Source organism: Azospirillum picis (assembly GCF_017876115.1).
GTDB lineage: Bacteria > Pseudomonadota > Alphaproteobacteria > Azospirillales > Azospirillaceae > Azospirillum > Azospirillum picis.
In genome coordinates this window covers 246,473-265,201 of sequence record NZ_JAGINO010000004.1, presented here as the reverse complement: position 1 = coordinate 265,201, position 18,729 = coordinate 246,473, and the positions used below count along the sequence as shown (strand labels likewise).

The 18,729-nt window shown below is 65.8% G+C and carries 20 protein-coding genes; 9 read left to right on the top strand and 11 right to left on the bottom strand.

The genetic code is table 11. From position 1 onward, the window contains the following. Window positions 1–16: 16 nt before the first annotated feature. Complete coding sequence (locus J2850_RS08500) at window positions 17–1,246, bottom strand: E22 family MetX-like putative esterase (protein ID WP_209980576.1); 1,230 nt, start codon at window positions 1,244–1,246, stop codon at window positions 17–19. Between the two features lie 84 nt (window positions 1,247–1,330). Further along, a complete protein-coding gene (locus J2850_RS08495; protein ID WP_209980575.1) occupies window positions 1,331–1,651 on the bottom strand; it encodes a heavy metal-binding domain-containing protein in 321 nt (106 codons plus the stop codon). A 174-nt stretch (window positions 1,652–1,825) separates the two neighbouring features. Between J2850_RS08495 and J2850_RS08490 the strand changes: the two genes are divergently transcribed. The 5 genes from J2850_RS08490 (at window position 1,826) to J2850_RS08470 (ending at window position 5,249) form a co-directional block, all read left to right on the top strand. Next, entirely contained in the window at window positions 1,826–2,461 is a 636-nt protein-coding gene (locus J2850_RS08490; RefSeq protein ID WP_209980574.1) for a LexA family transcriptional regulator, read from the top strand. A gap of 315 nt (window positions 2,462–2,776) precedes the next feature. Further along, window positions 2,777–3,751, top strand: coding sequence for a YqaJ viral recombinase family protein (locus J2850_RS08485; RefSeq protein ID WP_209980573.1), 975 nt, complete (start codon window positions 2,777–2,779; stop codon window positions 3,749–3,751). Then, entirely contained in the window at window positions 3,739–4,599 is an 861-nt protein-coding gene (locus tag J2850_RS08480) for a hypothetical protein (RefSeq protein WP_246512908.1), read from the top strand. The genes J2850_RS08485 and J2850_RS08480 overlap by 13 nt, the downstream gene beginning before the upstream one ends. A 68-nt stretch (window positions 4,600–4,667) precedes the next feature. Beyond that, window positions 4,668–4,955: a hypothetical protein gene (locus J2850_RS08475; RefSeq protein ID WP_209980572.1), complete on the top strand. Its 288-nt coding sequence runs from the start codon at window positions 4,668–4,670 to the stop codon at window positions 4,953–4,955. A 21-nt stretch (window positions 4,956–4,976) separates the two neighbouring features. Further along, on the top strand, window positions 4,977–5,249 hold the full coding sequence (locus J2850_RS08470; protein WP_209980570.1) for a hypothetical protein: 273 nt from the start codon (window positions 4,977–4,979) through the stop codon (window positions 5,247–5,249). A gap of 128 nt (window positions 5,250–5,377) precedes the next feature. Here the strand turns inward: J2850_RS08470 and J2850_RS08465 are convergent, their stop codons facing one another. Then, window positions 5,378–7,738 carry a Tex family protein gene (locus J2850_RS08465; RefSeq protein WP_209980568.1) on the bottom strand — a complete coding sequence of 787 codons (2,361 nt, stop codon included), beginning with the start codon at window positions 7,736–7,738 and terminating at the stop codon, window positions 5,378–5,380. Between the two features lie 481 nt (window positions 7,739–8,219). Beyond that, on the bottom strand, window positions 8,220–8,561 hold the full coding sequence (locus tag J2850_RS08460) for a hypothetical protein (protein WP_209980566.1): 342 nt from the start codon (window positions 8,559–8,561) through the stop codon (window positions 8,220–8,222). 447 nt (window positions 8,562–9,008) lie between these two features. Here J2850_RS08460 and J2850_RS08455 point away from each other — a divergent pair, with 447 nt between their 5' ends. Genes J2850_RS08455 through J2850_RS08440 form a run of 4 tightly spaced genes read left to right on the top strand, consistent with a single transcriptional unit; the run spans window position 9,009 to window position 13,606 of the window. Next, window positions 9,009–11,267: an ATP-binding protein gene (locus J2850_RS08455; RefSeq protein WP_209980565.1), complete on the top strand. Its 2,259-nt coding sequence runs from the start codon at window positions 9,009–9,011 to the stop codon at window positions 11,265–11,267. Window positions 11,268–11,271: 4 nt separating this feature from the next. Beyond that, window positions 11,272–11,745 carry a response regulator gene (locus J2850_RS08450; RefSeq protein ID WP_209980562.1) on the top strand — a complete coding sequence of 158 codons (474 nt, stop codon included), beginning with the start codon at window positions 11,272–11,274 and terminating at the stop codon, window positions 11,743–11,745. Continuing rightward, on the top strand, window positions 11,745–13,241 hold the full coding sequence (locus J2850_RS08445) for a sensor histidine kinase (RefSeq protein ID WP_209980560.1): 1,497 nt from the start codon (window positions 11,745–11,747) through the stop codon (window positions 13,239–13,241). The genes J2850_RS08450 and J2850_RS08445 overlap by 1 nt, the downstream gene beginning before the upstream one ends. Continuing rightward, window positions 13,238–13,606: a response regulator gene (locus J2850_RS08440; RefSeq protein ID WP_307354221.1), complete on the top strand. Its 369-nt coding sequence runs from the start codon at window positions 13,238–13,240 to the stop codon at window positions 13,604–13,606. Before J2850_RS08445 ends, J2850_RS08440 begins: the two co-directional genes overlap by 4 nt. A gap of 75 nt (window positions 13,607–13,681) precedes the next feature. On the opposite strand, the gene J2850_RS08435 is transcribed toward J2850_RS08440, so the two are convergent. From J2850_RS08435 to pedF, 7 genes are all read right to left on the bottom strand, one after another. Continuing rightward, window positions 13,682–14,236: a copper chaperone PCu(A)C gene (locus J2850_RS08435; RefSeq protein WP_209980557.1), complete on the bottom strand. Its 555-nt coding sequence runs from the start codon at window positions 14,234–14,236 to the stop codon at window positions 13,682–13,684. A gap of 240 nt (window positions 14,237–14,476) precedes the next feature. Then, window positions 14,477–14,851 carry a DUF2946 family protein gene (locus J2850_RS08430; RefSeq protein WP_246512906.1) on the bottom strand — a complete coding sequence of 125 codons (375 nt, stop codon included), beginning with the start codon at window positions 14,849–14,851 and terminating at the stop codon, window positions 14,477–14,479. 191 nt (window positions 14,852–15,042) lie between these two features. Continuing rightward, window positions 15,043–15,819, bottom strand: coding sequence for an ABC transporter ATP-binding protein (locus J2850_RS08425; RefSeq protein ID WP_209980555.1), 777 nt, complete (start codon window positions 15,817–15,819; stop codon window positions 15,043–15,045). Then, window positions 15,755–16,525, bottom strand: coding sequence for an ABC transporter permease (locus tag J2850_RS08420; RefSeq protein ID WP_246512905.1), 771 nt, complete (start codon window positions 16,523–16,525; stop codon window positions 15,755–15,757). The genes J2850_RS08425 and J2850_RS08420 overlap by 65 nt, the downstream gene beginning before the upstream one ends. Before the next feature lie 3 nt (window positions 16,526–16,528). Beyond that, window positions 16,529–17,563 (bottom strand): ABC transporter substrate-binding protein, encoded by a 1,035-nt coding sequence (locus J2850_RS08415; RefSeq protein WP_209980553.1) that lies wholly within the window; start codon window positions 17,561–17,563, stop codon window positions 16,529–16,531. A gap of 170 nt (window positions 17,564–17,733) precedes the next feature. Further along, window positions 17,734–18,204: a cache domain-containing protein gene (locus tag J2850_RS08410; RefSeq protein ID WP_209980552.1), complete on the bottom strand. Its 471-nt coding sequence runs from the start codon at window positions 18,202–18,204 to the stop codon at window positions 17,734–17,736. Window positions 18,205–18,248: 44 nt separating this feature from the next. Then, on the bottom strand, window positions 18,249–18,677 hold the full coding sequence (gene pedF, locus J2850_RS08405) for a cytochrome c-550 PedF (RefSeq protein ID WP_209980550.1): 429 nt from the start codon (window positions 18,675–18,677) through the stop codon (window positions 18,249–18,251). Window positions 18,678–18,729 lie beyond the last annotated feature (52 nt).

The following is an 18,729-nucleotide window of genomic DNA, read 5'->3' as shown; positions in this document are numbered from 1 at the left end:
AGTCCCGTGCCGATTCCTATTTCGCCAGGAACTGCGTGATCGCGTCGCCGGCTTTGGCGATGTTGGCGATGCCGTCGAGGTGGCCCTGGGTGGAAGTGATCGCCTCGGTATAGTCCACCCGGTTTCCCTGCTTCTCCAGCCTGTCCTTCAGCGGCCGCATGTTGCGGTCGGGCGGGAAGACGAGGTCGTCGGCCGAAGGGATCAGAAGCACCGGTGCCTTGATCTTCGCCAGCCCGTCCTCCAGCGAAGGCCCGTTGCCGGTGACGAAGGTCTGGTTGGCCTTGACCAGATAAAGAAGGTGGTTCGCGTCGCTGACGGCGGCGCGGCCGGCAGCCGCCTTGTCCAGCCAGGCTTCGATGGCGTACTGGTTGCCCATCGCGGCGCGGGGGTCCTTGCCGTCCTCCGCCCATTTGCGCCCGAAGGCCGCATCGGCCCACTTCCAGTGCCGGGCCTGCAGGGTGACCAGCTTCAACGCCTCGGTCAGGCCGGCCACCGGTTCCGCCTTGCCGTAATAGTCGCCGTTGTTCCAGTTCGGGTCGAGCCTGATCGGGGCCGCCCACAGGTTCAGCCAGCCGATCAGGAAGGGATCGGCCTCCGGCCCGCCGATGACGGCGATGACGCGCTTGACCATCTCCGGATGGTCGGCGCCCCATTCGAACGCCTGGAGCGAGCCCATGGAGCCGCCCATCACCGCCTGGAGCGACTTGATGCCGAGGCTGTCCAGCAGCGCCTTCTGGACATTCACGAAATCCTGGATGGTGACGACCGGGAAGCTCATGCCGTAGGGCTTGCCGGTGTCCGGGTTGATGCTGGCCGGACCCGTGGTGACCACATTGGGGTCCTTGGGCGACAGGTTCACCAGCGTGTCCGAGCTGATGATGAAGTACTTGTCGGTATCCAGCGGCTTGCCCGGTCCGATGATGCTGTCCCAATAGCCGGGTGCCGGGTCTTCGGCCTTGTATCTGCCGGCGGCGTGGCTGCTGCCGCTGAAGAAATGGGTGACGAGGATGGCGTTGTCCTTGGCCTCGTTCAGCTTGCCGTAGCTTTCCCAACCGACGCGCACGTTCTTGATCGTACCGCCGCCGACGGTGGTGTAGGACGGCATCTCGAAGACCTTTTTCTCGACGATGCCGTCCAGGGCGAGCGCGGGCAGGGCGCCGAACAGGCTGGCGGCCATGGCGAGTGCGCCGAGGCGGCGGGACAGGTCCCGGTTCCGCCGTTTCGTACCGCTGGCAACTCCCCGCATCGACGTCCCTCCCCGATTGTCCGATGGGCGGGCAGTCTAACCATACGGCAGGGCCTGTCCAGCGGACATCGGTTAAGGTTCCGCTTACGAAAGTCGAACCGCCGTGCCGTTGACCGACACCAGCAGCATGCCGTTCTCCTTGCCCAGCACCTCGTAATCGACGTCGACCCCGACGATGGCATCGGCGCGCAACGCCCGGGCGGCCTCCTCCATGTCCGCGAAGGCCGCCTCGCGCGCGTCGCGCAGGGCCGCCTGGTAGCCGCCGGCGCGTCCGCCGACGATGTCGCGGATCGACGAGAACATGTCACGGAAGACGTTCACGCCCATGACCGCCTCGCCGGCGACCATGCCGAGATATTCGACCACCCGCCGGCCTTCCACGGAATCGGTGCTGGTGACGATCATGGCTTCTGCTTCCCTGGCTGTTTCGCTGCCGCACAGATGGTTCCGGTCACGGCAGAGTCCAAGGCGGCACTGCGAAATCGCAGCGGGGTTGAGTCCATCGCGTCTTCCCCGGAGCCACCCTGAGCGTGTAGGACTGCGTTCCGGCATGATCGGGCCGGAGGGTGAGGGGAACCGATGGACGAGACGCGGCGTGCCATCCTGCGCTGGATGACCGGTGTGATGGAGGCGAGAGGCTGGAGCGCCGGCGGTTGGGCGCGGCTGGCCGGCGTGACCGCCACCAACCTGACACGCTTCCTGCGCGATCCGGTGATGGGCAGCCTGCCGAGCGCCGATACGCTGGCCCGCCTTGCGCGCATTGCCGGTTCGGAGCCGCGCTTCCTCGAAGATCATGCCTATGGCCCGGTCACGCGCGTGCCGGTGCTGACGCTGGAACAGGCTCATCTCTTCCTCGATCTCGGCCGCAAGGCGGGAGAGGAGTTCCTGGCGGGCACCTTGAAGGCCGGCGCGGCGTCGGTGGCGATGGACAGTGGGACGTCCCGCCGCGCCTTCGCTCTGCGCATCGTATCGAAGAGCCTGGATGCCGCCGGCGTGCTTCCGCGCGACTGCGTGGTGCTGGAACCGCTCGATGTGCTGTCGCCGCAGCCCGGCGACGTCGTGGTGACGGTCGGTGACGGCACGATCTGCGGCTACCGGTTCTTCCCGCCGCACCTGATGCCGGTTTCGACCGATCCCGACTGCCGCCCGACTGCCATCGACCGTGCCCATGTGGCCGGTGTCGCCGTGCAGGTCGTGCGCGCGTTGCGCATGTAAAGCGCCAGCCGCGATCGAGTCGCCGACCGGATACCGCCGCCCGGCGACTCGCGAAAACGGGCGCATCTACTCCGTTCGTTTTCCGTTGTTATGGAGCGGCAAAAAAGACACCAAATATAGTGGTTTTTCATGCTCTTGGGCTTGTTTATGGCCAAGCCAAAGATTCACGTTTTGTTCTTGAAAGCTGCGTGTTCGCATCCCATATTCAGGGTCCGGTAAGGCGCACCTGTGAAGATGCTGCGAAGACGCAGTTCAGGTCGCGCTTACAAGCCGGCGAGGGGCCGTAGGGCCTGCAACCGGGAACGACGGGACAGCATGGCGATCACTCAAGCGCAGCGGGATTGGCGTGCCGGACGGGTCGGGTCGTCGGACGCAACGCGCGTCATGGCTGGCGACTGGCTGTCGCTATGGCGCGAAAAGACCGGACGTATCGAACCCGAAAACCTCGACCTCGTCGCCGCCGTTCAGATCGGCATCGCGACCGAGCATCTGCACGCGCGGTTCGTCACCCATGCGACCGGCCTGCCCTGTCGCGAGGCCAACGACAGCTATCGTCATGCCGAGCACGACTGGATGGTCGCCCATCCCGACTTCCTGACCCGCAGCGTGGAGGATGGCGAGTTCGACACGATCGTGGAGGCGAAGTTCAACAGCGGCTTCCAGAACGACGCGGATCTGGCCCGGCGCTACCATTGGCAGATCCAGCACCAGCTTGCGGTGGTTGGCCTGGATCGGGCTCTGCTGTCGATCCTCCGGCCCACAGGGCATGCCCTGGTCCGGGTCGACCGCCGCGAGGACGACATCGAACGGCTGGTGGAGACGCTGGAGGCCTTCTGGTGGCACGTCGTCAACGACGTCGAGCCGACCGATCCGCTGCCGCTGGACGGCCCGTCCTACGAGAACGGCCGCATCCTCGACATGGGCCGGCACAACCGGTTCCGTGTGCTTGCAGACCGGCTGGTGGCCGGCCGACCGGCGGCGCTCGAAGCGAAGGAGGCCGAAGCGGCGCTGAAGGCTCTGATGCCCGACGACGCCCGCATCGCCTTCGTGGAAACCGGCCGCATGGACGGCACCTCCGGCGGCCTCTACCTGACGCGCGATCGTGAGGGCCGGCTCAGTCTGCGCTACGGCGCACCGCCGCGCCGGGCGCTCGCCGACGCGCAACCCTGGATGCCCTCTTCTGACCCGAACGCGGTGGAGCTCAGCCTCGACCGGGTACTGTCCGCCGGTTGGGGTGAGGGGAGAGCAGAAACCTTTGCACAAGAAGGACCCACGTCATGGGACGCATGAGCAAGTCTGAGACGGTCGTCGCCGACTCCGCCGCCACCGAGTCTGCGGTCGCAGCGGCGGCAGCGACGCCGGGCACCGGCGGGAAGCCCGCGTCGGCCTCCGCCCCGCAAGGGTCCAATCCCTCCGATCCATCGAAACCGTCGGAGCCGACCCGCATCGACACCCTGTACCTGTGGAACCGGTTGAAGCGTACCGATCCGAAGGCGACGAAGCCCTTCACCCGGGCGGGCGGCTTCCGCGGCACGCAGATCGATCCGACCTGGCGCTTCCAGATGATGACGGAGGTGTTCGGGCCGATCGGCAAAGGCTGGGGCTACGAGCAGATGGACTGGACCATCGCCGAGCGGATGATCTTCATCTGTGCCCGCGTCTGGTACGTCGATCCGGAAACCCGCGAGAAGTGCTTCACCGGGCCGCAATGGGGCGGAACCGAGATGGTGCGCCGCCGCAACGGCATGGAGATGCCGGACGACGAGTGCTTCAAGATGTCGATGACCGACGCGGTGGGCAAATGCCTGCTGCAGATCGGCCTCGCCGCCGACGTCTACATGGGGCAGTTCGACGACAGCAAATACCGGGAGGAATCGGAGGCATTCTATGCCGCCAAATCCAACCCGGAGCTGCAGCCGGCGGCCGTCGAGGCGTTCGAGGCCGAGGTGAAGCGCCGGCTCGGCGCCTGCCTGGACCTGGACGACCTGGAGGAGGTCTGGCGATCCGGCGTCGGCACCCGCCTGCGAGAGATCGGCGCGGTCGACCGCGCGGCGCAGCACCGCATCACCGGCCTCTTCGCCCAGAAGAAGGCCGAGATCCTGAAGCGAGAGGAAGAGGACGGGCGGGAAGCCGCCTGACGGTCCGCATGGCATATTCCACTCAACACGCGTCGAGTCAGGGGCATTCTCCCAGCGGCCTGTTCCGCATGAGCGCCTGGGAAGGCGAATTCGAGCGTGCCAACGCCCAGCTTCCGCGGTGGTACTGGAACCGCGACCAGCGTCGCCGCCACTACGCCCGCTGGGTGGAGGCGGAGGCCGAGACGCTGGCATTGCGCCTGTCGGGGCTGCTGCGACCCGACACCCCGGCGGAAACAGCGGGAGCGGCCCGCGTCCTGGTCGAGTCTCTGGCGCGTGACATCGACTGGGCAAAACGGTTGGAAGAGTCTGCTCCCGACGGCGGCAGGAGCGACGCGTCATTCGCCACTGCCGCCTGATGAGAAGAAGGATTCGCTCTCATGACCATAGAAGAGGTCCAGGCGCGTCTGCGCGCCGCTCAAGCCCGGATCGGGCGTGAGGGCCGCTTCGCCCTCACCCTCAGCCTGGACGGGCGCGAGGAATGCTACATCACCCACTGGTTCCGCCCCGACCCGCACGCCTTCGAGGACTGCCGGGCGGTCGGTTCCGGAACCGTCAGCGATTGCCTCGCGGCGCTCGACCGCTACGTCGCAGCCAATGCACCTGCCGACCACGCGCGCGACGAGGCTCCGGTGCTGATGGCCGCCGAATGACATCCCCGTAATGGCCAGGCCATCGGCCTCCTCCCCTCGTTCCCCCCGCGGACGAGGGGATTTTTTTATGAGGCAATGCCCGCTCTCCGCCGTTTCCGGTCGAGAGCGGGAGAATCCGGCGACCGGCGCTACTTCTTCTTGCCCGCCTGCGCCCGTGCGAACGCTTCGGCGAAGGCGCTGTTCACAGGTTCCGGCGCCTTTGCCGGTTTGGACGCCGGCTTCGCCGCTGGGGCGCCACCGCGACGATCGCCCTGCGGCGGGCGGCCGGGGCTGCGCCCGTCGCGGTGCTCCTCACGCCGCTCGTCACGGCGGGCGGGGCGGGGAGCGGCTTCCTCCATGCGCATCGTCAGGGCGATGCGCTTGCGCGGAATGTCGACCTCCAGAACCTTGACCTTCACCACGTCGCCGGCTTTCACCACCGTGTGGGGGTCCTTGACGAAACTGTCGGCCAATTGGGAGATGTGCACCAGCCCGTCCTGATGAACGCCGATATCGACGAAGGCGCCGAAGGCGGTGACGTTGGTGACCACGCCTTCGAGCATCATGCCGGGCTGGAGATCCTTCAGTTCCTCCACGCCCTCCTTGAAGGTGGCGGTCTTGAATTCCGGACGCGGGTCGCGGCCGGGCTTTTCCAGCTCCTTCAGGATGTCCTCCACCGTCGGCACACCGAAGCGGTCGTCGGTGAAGTCCTCGGCATTCAGGCTGCGCAGGAAGCGGGCATCGCCGATCACGCTGCCGAGATCGCGGCCGGTGGTCTTCACGATGCGCTGAACCACCGGATAGGCTTCCGGATGGACCGAGGAGCCGTCGAGCGGCGTCTCGCCGTCGCGGATGCGCAGGAAGCCGGCCGCCTGCTCGAAGGTCTTCGGTCCCAGCCTCGCCACGTCGAGCAACTGCTTGCGCGAGCGGAAGGCGCCGTTGCGGTCGCGATGCTCGACGATGTTGCGGGCGATGGTCTCGTTGAGGCCCGATACCCGGGTGAGCAGGGGGACGGACGCGGTGTTCAGGTCAACGCCGACGGCGTTCACGCAATCCTCGACCACCGCATCCAGCGACCGGGCCAGCTTGCCACCGGCGACGTCGTGCTGGTATTGGCCGACGCCGATCGATTTCGGTTCGATCTTCACCAGTTCGGCCAGTGGGTCCTGAAGACGCCGGGCGATGGAGACGGCGCCGCGCAGGCTGACGTCCAGGCCGGGGAACTCCGCCGCGGCGGTTTCCGACGCCGAGTAGACCGAGGCGCCGGCTTCGCTCACCACCAGCTTGGTCAGCCCGAGTTCGGGATGGCGCTTCATCAGGTCGGCGGCCAGCTTGTCCGTCTCGCGCGAGGCCGTGCCGTTGCCGATCGAGATCAGTTCCGCTTTGTGCCGGACGGCCAGCGCGGCCAGCACGGCGATGGAACCGTCCCAATCGTTGCGCGGCGGATGCGGGAAGACCGTCGTCGTTTCCACCAGCTTGCCGGTGGCGTCGACCACTGCGACCTTCACACCGGTGCGGATGCCCGGATCGAGGCCGATGGTCGCGCGCGGGCCGGCCGGGGCAGCCAGAAGCAGATCATGCAGGTTACGGGCGAAGACGCGAATCGCCTCATCCTCGGCACGTTCGCGCAGGCTGCCCATCAGGTCGGTTTCGATGTGCGGGCCGACCTTCAGCTTCCAGGTCCAGCGCACGACGTCCGACAGCCATTTGTCGGCCGGACGGCCCTGGTCACGGATGCCGGTGTGGGCGGCAATGGTGCGCTCGGCAGGGTGGGGCTGGCCGTCCTCGACCGGAAGGTCGAGTCTGATGTCGAGTACGCCCTGGGACCTGCCCCGGAACAGCGCCAACGCCCGGTGGGAAGGCAGCTTCGCCCAGTTTTCGGAGAAGTCGAAATAGTCCGAGAATTTTGCCCCTTCCGCCTTCTTCTCGTCGATCACCTTTGAGGTGACGATGCCCTTTTCCGCCATCGTGGTGCGCAGGCGGCCGACCAGTTCGGCGTCCTCGCCGAAACGCTCGATAAGGATATGGCGGGCGCCGTCAAGCGCCGCCTTGGCGTCGGCGACGCCTTTTTCAGCCTCGACGAAGGCCGCGGCTTCGCGCTCCGGATGCTTGTTCGGATCGCCCAACAGGAGATCGGCCAGCGGCTCCAGCCCGGCCTCGCGTGCGATCTGGGCCTTGGTACGGCGTTTCTGCTTGTAGGGGAGATAGAGGTCCTCCAGCCGGGTCTTGGTCTCCGCCTGCCTGATCTGGCGCTCCAGCTCCGGCGTCAGCTTTCCCTGCTCCTGGATGGTGGAGAGGATGGTGGCGCGACGGTCTTCCAGGTCGCGCAGATAGCCCAGCCGCTCCTCCAGGGTGCGGAGCTGGGTGTCGTCCAATCCGCCGGTCGCCTCCTTGCGATAACGCGCGATGAAGGGAACGGTCGATCCGTCGTCGAGCATGGCGATGGCGGAGGCGACCTGGGCTTCGCGAACCGACAACTCGTCGGCGATGCGCTGGCTGATGGACAGCATAGGGCAGGAATCCCGCGAACTGGTGACGAAGGAAAGGGTGCCTGTCATAGCGCGTGGGGCAGGGCGACGCCACCCCGCCATTCATCGAAATGCAGCCGAAAGCCGTTTCCTCCGTCCCTATCGGAGGCTGGGCGGTTGGAACGGAAATTTCGCAAAATGGTGGTAGGGGCAAATTTCGCGTCTTCATTCACCACGCGTTAACCATGTCGGCCTTATACCTTTGCTTGCAACTTGGTTGCGTTTCCTCCCGAACCCACTTATGGCGGCCCGCGAGACTTCTCGTGGCCGCCATTTTCTTGCTTGCCAGTTTTGCCAACCTCAACGCCGCCTCCCTTCAAGAGAGAGGCAGGAGATTCTATTTCCATAAGCTTGCTTATGCGCTCATTGTTGTAGGCGCAATGTCAAAATGTCAGTCCAGTGCAAGATGGAACTGTCAGTCTCCGGTCAGGTTTGCGACGGCTGGGAGGGAACCCCTCCCCGTTCATGCCGTTGACTTTTCGTAACGCGAGCGCGGCGGCACCAGCCGGTCTTCCGGTCTTGCCTGACGGCGTTGGCAGAACCGCCAATCCAACAACGGGGATATACCCTCATGTTCAAGATTCTTGGCTGGGCCATTCTGGTCATCTTCATCATCGGCCTTCTGGTCGTCACGGGCATCCTGAAGTTGATCTTCTAAGTCGACGGTCTCTTCCCCGCCATTCTTCAGTGGTGCCGAGCGCCTTCGCCTTGCCCCGCATTCCGCCCCGGCGCTCGTTGCCCTGAAAGCAATCAAAGGTTTGACCCGCTCCCGGTCCAGCAGCCATTCGAGCAGGTTTGGACTCATTTGAGGCCAACGCGGACACAACCTGGTGCATAAATCCAAGCCAACCGCTTTTTTCGGGATGCTGTCAAAGCCGCTTGGTTATTCAACCTTCCTATCGCTCCACTCCTGGTGTGCGGCCTCTGCAACCTTGCCCGGCATCTATCCGGCTCCGCCTTCCCAACACGCGTGGCTCGCCAAAACGGCGTATGATCTTTCGCCTATGAATAAAGCGCAAGCGCGGAGATATCCATGCAAAAGGCTGGAAAAGCCACCGCATGATGATAATAGTATAGCGACTGATGAATGGCTGGTTTCCGGCTGACAGCGGGATCCGTTGCGATCCACTTGCAACACCACAAGAGTGTAATCAACGGATTCCAGAGCCTTTTTGTTTTCAGACGCTTTTTATGGATTGGGCCGCTCCCGACCCGGTCAGTTGGTTTGTATGGTGACGAGCAAAGGACAATCGTGACGTCTGCAACCGGATCGCAACCGTGGCCCGACAATGGGGCCGGCACGCTTGACCTCGACGCTTGCGCGAGAGAGCCCATCCACGTTCCTGGCAGCATCCAGCCGCACGGCCATCTCCTGGCCATCGAGCAGGGAACGCTCCGGATCGTGCGCGCCAGCGCCCATGCCGGCGCAGTGCTCAATCGGCCGCTGGAGGATGCGTTCGGTCAACCGATCGACCGGTTGCTCGACGCCGACGATCTTGCGAGGCTCGTAGCCGGCCTGCGCAACGCACCGGCGGAACCGGTCCAGCTCGATATCCTGCACCTGCGCAGCGGAAGTGATCATCAGGCCATCGCCCATCGCTCCGGTGATCTGGTGATCCTTGAGCTGGAGGAACTGGCTGCCGCCGGGGTCGGCACGCTCGAAGCGCTGTATCCCCAGATGCGTGAAGCCATCCGGCGCATGCAGGCCGCTCCCAGCTTCGACGCGCTGCTTGCCAGCACCGCGCAGGAAGTGCGGGCACTGACCGGCTTCGACCGGGTGCTCGTCTACCGCTTCGATGAGGAATGGAACGGCACCGTCATTGCCGAGGACGGCAACGGACGCCTGCCGAGCTATCGGGGCCTGCGCTTTCCGGCCTCCGACGTACCACAGCAGGCGCGACGGCTTTATGCGCTGAGCCGCCTGCGACTGATCCCCGACGCCCGATACCGGCCGGTGCCGATCCTTGCCAGGGAGGCGGAGGCGCCGCCGCTGGATCTCAGCTTCTCCGTACTGCGCAGCGTCTCGCCGGTCCATCTGGAGTACATGCGCAACATGGACACGCCGGCCTCCATGTCGATTTCCGTCATGGACGGCGATCGCCTATGGGGGCTCATCTCCTGCCATCATGCCGAACCGAGGCAGGTTTCCTTCGCCGTGCGCACCGCCTGCGACCTGCTCGGACAGGTGCTGTCCAGCCAGATGATCGCGCTGGAGCGAGCGGAAGAGGCCGATCACCGCATCCGCTCGAAAAGCATACAGGCACGCCTGCTGGCACATATGGCGGCTTCCGAACGCTTCGTCGACGGGCTGGCTGCCGATCCCGACGATCTGCTGACCCTGGTTAATGCAGAAGGCGCCGCGATCCTGTTCGACGGACATTGCCGTCTGATCGGCCATACGCCGCCGCAAGAAGCGGTGGAGGCGATCGCCCATGAACTCGCCGGCCAGGGAATCCGCGATCTGTTCGCGAGCCACCACCTTCCTGCCGATATGCAGTCGGCGGCCGGCATGGAGGACAGCGCCAGCGGCCTGCTGGCGATCTCGATCTCCCAGCTCCATCCCAGCTACCTGATGTGGTTCCGGCCGGAAATCGTCCAAACCATCGACTGGGCGGGTGATCCGAACAAGCCGATGGATCCCACCGGCCGGCTGTCGCCGCGCAATTCATTCGAAAGCTGGAAGGAAACCGTGCGCGGGCAGTCCCTGCCCTGGCGCCACGGCGAGGTCGAAGCCGCCGGCGACTTCCGCAACGCGATCGTCAGCATCGTGCTGCGCAAGGCCGAGGAAATGGCGGCGCTCAACGATGAACTCCGCCGCAGCAACAGCGAATTGGCCGCCTTTTCCTATTCGGTGTCACATGATCTGAGGGCGCCCTTCCGCCACGTTTCCAGCTACGCCGAGTTGCTGCGATCGCGGGCCGCCGGCAAGCTGAGCGATCGCGAGCTCCATTACCTGAACAGCATCATCGAGGCCGCGGGCGCCGCTGGAACGTTGGTGGATGGGCTGCTCCACTTTTCGCAGCTCGGCCGGGCGACGCTGGCGCGCAAGGAGGTGGATGTCGAGCGGCTGGTGGCGGAGGTGCAGCATCTTCTGCTGCCGGAGCTTCAGGGAAGGTCAATCCACTGGACGGTGCATCCCCTACCCTGCGTGAACGGCGATCCCACGATGCTGCGGCTGGTCGTGCAGAACCTGCTGTCCAACGCCATCAAGTACACCAGGGAACGCGCGGACACCGAAATCGAGATCGGCTGCCATACGACGGCAGATGCCCATGAGTTCTATGTCAAGGATAATGGGCGTGGATTCGACCCGGCCTATTCCGGTAAGCTGTTCGGCGTATTCCAGCGGCTTCACCGCGAAGAAGAGTTCGAGGGGATAGGCATCGGCCTCGCGAATGTCCGCCGTATCGTGGAGCGCCACGGCGGGCATGTGTGGGCGGAAGGCAAGCTGGATTGCGGCGCAACATTCCATTTTTCCCTGCCGCGGTCCGCCGCCGCAGACCCGAGGTAGCCCCATGGCCGAGCTGAAACCGATCCTGCTGGTCGAGGACAACCCGAAGGACCTTGAGCTGACGCTGGAGGCGTTCTCGGAGGCGCAGCTCGCCAACGACATCGTCGTGGCGCGCGACGGTGCGGAAGCGCTGTCGTACCTGTTCCACGATGACGGCGAAGCCGTCTCCAAGCCGTCGGACCCCAAATACCCGGCCGTGATCATCCTAGACATCAAGCTGCCGAAGGTCGACGGCATCGAGGTTCTTCAACGGATCAAAGCCAACGAGAATACCCGGGCCATTCCCGTGGTGATGCTCACCTCGTCGAAGGAGGAGCAGGATCTGGTGCGAAGCTATCGGCTGGGCGTCAATGCCTTCGTGGTCAAGCCGGTCGGCTTCAAGGACTTCTTCGATGCCATCCGCGACATCGGGAGCTTCTGGGCGATCCTGAACGAACCACCTCCCGGCTGCCACCCCCGCCGGCCGCGTGGTGCCTGATGGCGCGGCTTCTTCATTCAGCAACCGCCATGCCGCCTCCCGGCTTCGGGGGGGCGAAGGTTCCGCCGGCTCAGGATCGCGCCACCGTTTTCTGCCGTGTCCTGCTGTTGGAAGACAACGGCATGGACGCCGATCTGGTGCGCGAGCATCTCCTGCTGATCGACGATCATGAGTTCGAGGTCCGTCGCGTTGACACCCGCAAGGACTTCATCGACGCCGTCAATGCCGATGGCGACTTCGACCTGATCCTGTCGGACTTCGATCTCCCAGACTTCGACGGCATGTCGGCGCTCGCGATCGCTCGCGAGCGGTTGCCGCGCGTCCCCTTCATCTTCGTCTCGGGCATGCTGGGCGAGGAGAATGCGATCGAGGCGCTCAAGAAGGGCGCCACCGACTATGTGGTCAAGCTGCGCATGGAGCGCCTGCAGGTGGTGGTGCGCCGCGCCCTGGTGGAGGCGCGGGACCGCAACGAACTGGCGGACAAGCGCCAGGCGCTGGCTGAAAGCGAAGCGCGGCTGCGCTTTGCGCTGGAGGCTGGACGGCTGGGCTCCTGGGAACTGACGCTGGCGACCGGCCAGATGCGGGTGTCACAGATCTGCGCCGCCAACCTCGGCCTCGCCGATCCGGCCGAGCTCGCCACCTACGATGCGCTGCTGCGGCGCGTGCATCCGGAGGATCGCGAGTACCAGCAGGCCGCGGTACGGCAGGCGGTGGCCAGCGGATCGGCACTGGAGGTGGAGTATCGGACGGTCTGGCCGGACGGGAGCCTCCACTGGGTGCAGATCCGCGGCCGCGCGGTCTACGACAGGGATGGCATCGCCACCGGCTTGGCCGGCGTCTCCTTGAATATCACCGACCGCAAGAAGGCGGAGGAGCGCCAGCTCCTGCTGCTGGAAGAACTGAACCACCGGGTCAAGAACACGCTTGCGATGGTCCAGTCGATCGCCAAGCAGACCCTGCGCGCAACGCCGTCGGTGGAGGCGTTTCCCGATGCCTTCCAGTCACGGCTACGGGCATTGGCCCAGGCCCACGACCTGCTCACGCGGCGGCAATGGCAGGGCGCGTCGCTCAGCGAAATCGCAGCCCTGACGTTGGAGCCGCACATGGAGGCCGGCCGTGTCCAGGTCAGCGGTCCGGGAGTGACCCTGACAACGGGTGTCGCGGTATCCCTGCACCTTGCCTTCCATGAACTAGCCACCAACGCGGCCAAGTACGGTGCGTTGTCGACCGGAAGCGGGCGTATCGACCTGAACTGGAATCTCGTGCGCCAACCACTGGAAAGCCGAAACGCCCCGGAACGTGATGCGCTCGTCCTGCACTGGCGGGAAAGCGGAGGTCCGCCGGTGGTGCCGCCGACACGACGCGGTTTCGGTTCGCGACTGATCGAAAGGGGTTTGTCGCATGAGCTAGAGGGCGAAGTCTCCCTTGCGTTCGATGCGACCGGTGTGCAATGCCGGTTGGTGATTCCCCTGTCCGCACGAGTGAGCCCGCAGTGACCGTTGAGAACCTGACCGACCTCACCGTACTGATCGTCGAAGATGAACCGTTGATCGCCATGAGCATTGAAGATGTCCTGATGGATCACGGTGTGACCTGCGTCGGTCCGGCCGGATCGGTCGGCGCGGCACTGGAGATGATCAAGGCGGGCGGTTTCAACATCGCGCTGCTGGACGTCAACCTGCGTGGCGAACGGGTCGACGCGGTGGCGGACCGCCTCGCGGCAGAAGGCATTCCGTTTGTCTTCACCACCGGCCATGGGGCGGAAGGGTTGCCGGACGCGCATCGCGGCCGGCCCGTGATCGCAAAGCCCTTCCGCGACATCGACATCACCAATGCACTGAGCCGCCACCGGCCGAGTTGACGGCGGGCCCTGGTCCACGCGCCCATTCCTGCCAGGGGGCGAACCGGCGTCGGCCGGTTCGCCCCGACAGCATCGTTACTGCATCTTTGACTTGTCGGCGCCATTTCCGGCGCCGTGCGCGGCCCCATGACCCTGGGCATCCATGCCGCCATGCTGCATCTGCCCGGCCTCGTGCCCTGCCCCGGTTTCCCCGGCGCCCTCGACCGCCACCTCGACATCGACGCTGCCGGCCTTTTCGAAGCGCAGCGTCATCGGGAAGCGGGTTCCCTTGACCAGCGGTTGCTTCAGGCCGAGAAGCATGACATGCAGGCCGCTCGGCGCCAGTTTCACGGTCTCGCCGGCCAGAACGTCGATGCCGGGAACCTCGCGCATCTTCATCACGCCGTTCTCGTTCAGATGGGTGTGGAGTTCGGCCTTCTCGGCCGCCGGGGTGGAAGCGGCGACCAGGCGGTCGCCGTCGGCGCCGGTGTTGCTCAGCGACAGGTAGGCTCCACCGTTAGGCGCCGACGGGGCGGTGGCGCGCGCCCAGGGATGGCCGATGTCGATGGGGCCGGCCTTGTAGCTGTGTGCCAGGGCAGCCGCGGCGCCGAGCATGGACAGGGCGGTGGCGATGGCGAGAACACGCTTCATCAGACTCTCCTTGGAGTGAAATCGGGTACGGAATCGACGGCGCGCAGCCGATCCCCGGCGGGGAACCGGAGGAACGGCGCGGCGGTGCGCTGAAGGGGGAATTCAGGCGGCACGGGGGCCGGCCAGCCAGACTCTTAGCTTTTGGTCTTCCGTGTGATTCACGTTTCAAGCGATACCGCTTGAAACGTGAATCACACTCTGGCGCCGGGTTCCGGCGCAGCCGGACTCAGAAGGCGGCGTTCAAACGGCCGCCGGCGGCGCGCGCGCTTGGAGTGTCGACAGGAACCAACCGGCGGCGATCCTCTCACCGGGCAAAAGGCGCGGGTCGCGTGCGGTCATGGGCAGGGGGTGGACCAGCGTGGGTGGAGGCGGCAGTGCCAGCCCCGCGACCAGCGGGCAAAGCGGACAGTGACCGGCGGCATGATCGCCATCCTGCGATCCCGACTTGCTCGGTTTTTCCGCAGCTTCTTCCGGACCGTTGCCGCCGCCGCTTGTGGCATCGGCGGCAACGACCTTCAGCCCGTCCGCCGTGCAGATCAGCCAAGGCAGCGTGCTTTCGGCCTGGGCAACGCCCATGGTCGGCAGCATCCACCCCCAGGCGACGACTTGCAGCAACAGCGCCGCCATCCCGGCCGCAAGGCCAAGGCGCCGCACTCGCCGCTCCGTCCATCGCCGCAACGCCATCGCGTCCCGCCGCTCCCATGACATGCCGGACCGGCCGGCGCTGCGCACGATAGCGCAGCAGCTCGAGCGCGACGAGCGGCAAATGGACCCACACCTGGTGAAGGGGCGGGGGACGGGGTGGATCAGGCGAGCAGGCGGAAGGCGGGATCGGAGCGGGAGAGCAGGTCGCTGCGCAGAGCCTCGATGGCCGCGTCGTCGCGGGACCCGCGCGGGATCCCGACCGGCACCTCCGCCACCACGCGGCCCGGCGACGGCGTCAGGATCAGCAGCCGGTCGGCCAAGGCCAATGCCTCGCGGAGATTGTGCGTGACCAGCAGGACCGTCGCCGGACGGCGTTCCAGCATCCGCACCAGCAGCGCGCGCAACTTCACTGCCGTCGGTTCATCGAGCGAGACGAAGGGTTCGTCCATCAGCAGCAGGTCGGGCTCGACCACGAAGGCGCGCGCCAACGCCACCCGGCGCGCCATGCCAAGCGAAAGCTGGGTGGGAAAAAGATCGGCGAGGGCCGAGAGCTCCATCGCTTCCAGCATGAGGTCGACCGCCGAGCCCAGCCGCCGGGATTTGGGCAGTGCCAAAAGCAGGTTCTGCCGCACCGTCCGCCAGGGGAGCAACCGCGGCTCCTGGAAGACGTAACCAAGCCGGGCGGGCTCACCGTCGGGACGCGGTCCGATCGACACCGTACCCTCAAAGGCGCGATCGAGCCCGGCGATGATGCCGAGCGCCGTCGTCTTCCCACATCCGCTGGGACCGACCAGGGCCACGACCTCGCCTGCCGCCGCCGTCATGACCAGGTCGTGCAGGGCTTCGGCGGCGCCGTAGCGTTTGGAACGGATCTCAAGTCTCAGCCGCGATCCGCCGCCAACGCTGACAATGCCGTTCGACCGGCTGGAGGAGTCCATATTCGAGCAGTTGGACGATGGCAACGAAGGCGACGGTGTAAGCCAGGATTCCTGCGACATCGAAGGTCTGGAAAAGGAGGTTGATCTGGAAACCGACGCCATCGCTGCGGCCGAGCAGTTCGACCACCAGCACGATCTTCCAGATCAGTGCGAGGCCGGACCGCGCGGCGGCGGCGATGGTGGGGGTCAGTTGCGGCAGCAGCACATGACGCAGCCTTTCGAAGGGCGACAGGCGGTAGACGCGGGCCATCTCCATCAGCCCCTCGTCGACCGACCGGGCCCCGGCCCGCACCAGAACCATGGTGTTGGGGATCTTGTTGACGGCGACGGCGCCGACCGCCGCCGCCTCGGTCAGGCCGAACCAGACATAGGCCAGCACGATCACCACCAGCGCCGGCAGGTTCAGGAAGAAGACCAGCCACGGCCCGAAGAGCCGGTCGAGCAATGCCGACCGGCCCATCGGCACGCCGAGCGCGACGCCGACCGACATTGCGATGGTGAAGGCCCCCAGCACCCGCAACAGGGTGATGCCGAGATGGTGGAATAGCGCGCCGGTCTCGGCCTCGCGCAGCAATGCGGCGGCCACTGTTGCCGGCCCCGGCAGCAGGCGACCACCGATCGCCAGGGTGGCGGACTGCCAGACAGCCAGCAACAGGAGGATCGAAAGAACCGGCATAACCCAGCGGCTGGTCGCGTGCAGGCGCATCGGCTACTCCGCGCCGGTCCAGAAGGTTCCGGGAGCCAGTGTCCGGCCGTCACCGACGAGTTCCCGACCGCCGAGCGACGCGAGCAGCGAATAGAGCTTCGCCGCCCCCTCACGCTCCGCCTCTCCCCATCGCCGGGGGATGCCGTCGCGGAAACGGTCGCGCAACGTCCGGAAGGTCGCGTCATCTTCCGCCTTCATTATCGGAGCGAGGCGGTTCCAGGCAGCGTCCGATGCGGCGCCGGTTCCGGCCAACAACGTCCGCGCTTGGGCGACCGCCGCCTGGAAGCCGGCCAGGGCCGCCGGGTTTGCCCGCGCCCATTGCTCCTTGAAGACATAGCCGACGGACGGCACCGACGCCGCCTGACCCAGCGCCTCCAGCATCCCGGACACCGTCATCAGCACGCGCTGGCCCTGGGCCTCCAGCCGTGCCGCGAAGGGCCAGTAGGTCAGCACCGCGTCCAGTTCTCCATCGATGAGCTTGCCGTTCAACAGTGGCGGCGCCGCGAAGACCGGAACGGCATCGCGGTCGAGCGCCAAGCCGTAGCGGTCGGCGGACAGCGCACGCAGCAGCAGCCAACTCTTGTCGAGCGGACTGCCGGCGACACCGATGCGCCTGCCGCGCAGGTCGGCAATGCCGGATATGCCGGAGCCGGCCGGCACCACCAGCGCACCCAACGCCGTCGAATAGGGGATGAAGGACAGCGCCTCCCCCTGCGACCGCATGCGCGACACCCACAGCCAGTCCGATACGATCACGTCGACCGCACCGGCCTGCAACGCGACCTGGGTCGCCTGATTGCCGGCCAGTTCCGTGAGCTGCAGCGCGATCCCGGCCTCTTCGTCGAAGCGGTTCGCGCGTACGGTGTCGAGTTCCCAGCTTACGGTGCCGAATTTCAGCACACCGGCCCGTATGGCCGGCCTTGTTGCGACCGTCTGCGAGGCGGCCATGGCGGAACGGCGTCCCGTTGCCGTCGCCATCGCTGCTGCCAATGCTCCGGAGCTGAGCAGCAGTGCGCGTCTCGTACAGCCTGCCGTCATGGACGTCTCCCCCACTCCCGGAGCCTCACGCAGCTTAGGGGCGGGTCATTGGTTTGTATATCAAACAATGAGGGAGCATCAATGAAGGGAGAGTCGACCGCCGCCGCATCTCCCTTCCCTTCCCCGCCGATGCACGGAGCGGAAGGAGCGCCCCTCTCGTCGGTAAAACGTCAGTCGTCGTAGGTCCCTGCCCCCACGATGTAGTTGCCGTCGCGCGTCACATAGGAGTGCTTGTGTTCGACCTTGTTGGTCTGGCGGTTCAGCCAGACATAGTCGATGACGGCATCGGGCTTCTCCCGGGTTTCGGTGATCATCGCCTGGACGATCGGCTTGCCCTCGGCGTCCTTCAGGTTGGCGGCGTCGGAGCCGGCCAGCCGAGGGTTGGCGCCGGAGGCGACATAGCGCCCGTTGGTGTCGAAGACGAAGACATACAGCTCACCGCGGCGAAAGTTGCCCTTCGGGTCCTGGAATGCCTTGGTGGCTTCGTCCGGCCCTTTCGCCTTCAGGTAGGCGACGGCGTCGGCGACCAGGGTTTTTGCCTGGTCGGAGGAGGCGTGATCGGCAGCGACAGCAGCCGGGGAGACGGCGGAGGCGGCCAGCAGGGCCGCGGCGGCGACGACGGAAAGTCTCTTGTGAAGCATTGGCCTGCACCTTTGGTCGGAAAAAATGCGGTGAGAAACGGTGATCACTCTTCGTGCACGGTTTCCAGCCAGGACCGGATGGACCACAGCGCCTCCTGACCAAGCGCCTCGCCGAATTTCGGCATGTAGGTCACGCCGTTGCGGATCGAGCCGTTGGTGACGCGCTCCTTGAACCACTCGTCGCCGGCATCGCCCTTCTCCAGATAGCGCAGGTCGGGGGCGATGCCGCCGGATACCGCACCCAGGCCATGACAGCGCGCGCAGTTCTGGTTGAAGGCGGAAGCGCCGATCTCGATCGCCCGTGGGTTGCCGCGGTAGGGATTGCTGTCCCGCCAAGCCTCTCCCAGCTTCTCCAGCCCACTGGTGTCCACCGGCTGCGGGACGACGTCGCCGTGGGCATAGACGAGACCGGGAACGGCGAGCGCACCCAACAGACCAACAGCGGCGAGAGTTCGGATTTTCCGTGTGTTCATGGGTTGGACGTTCCCTCTGTATCTGATCGCCCTGTGGCGATTGTTTCGCATG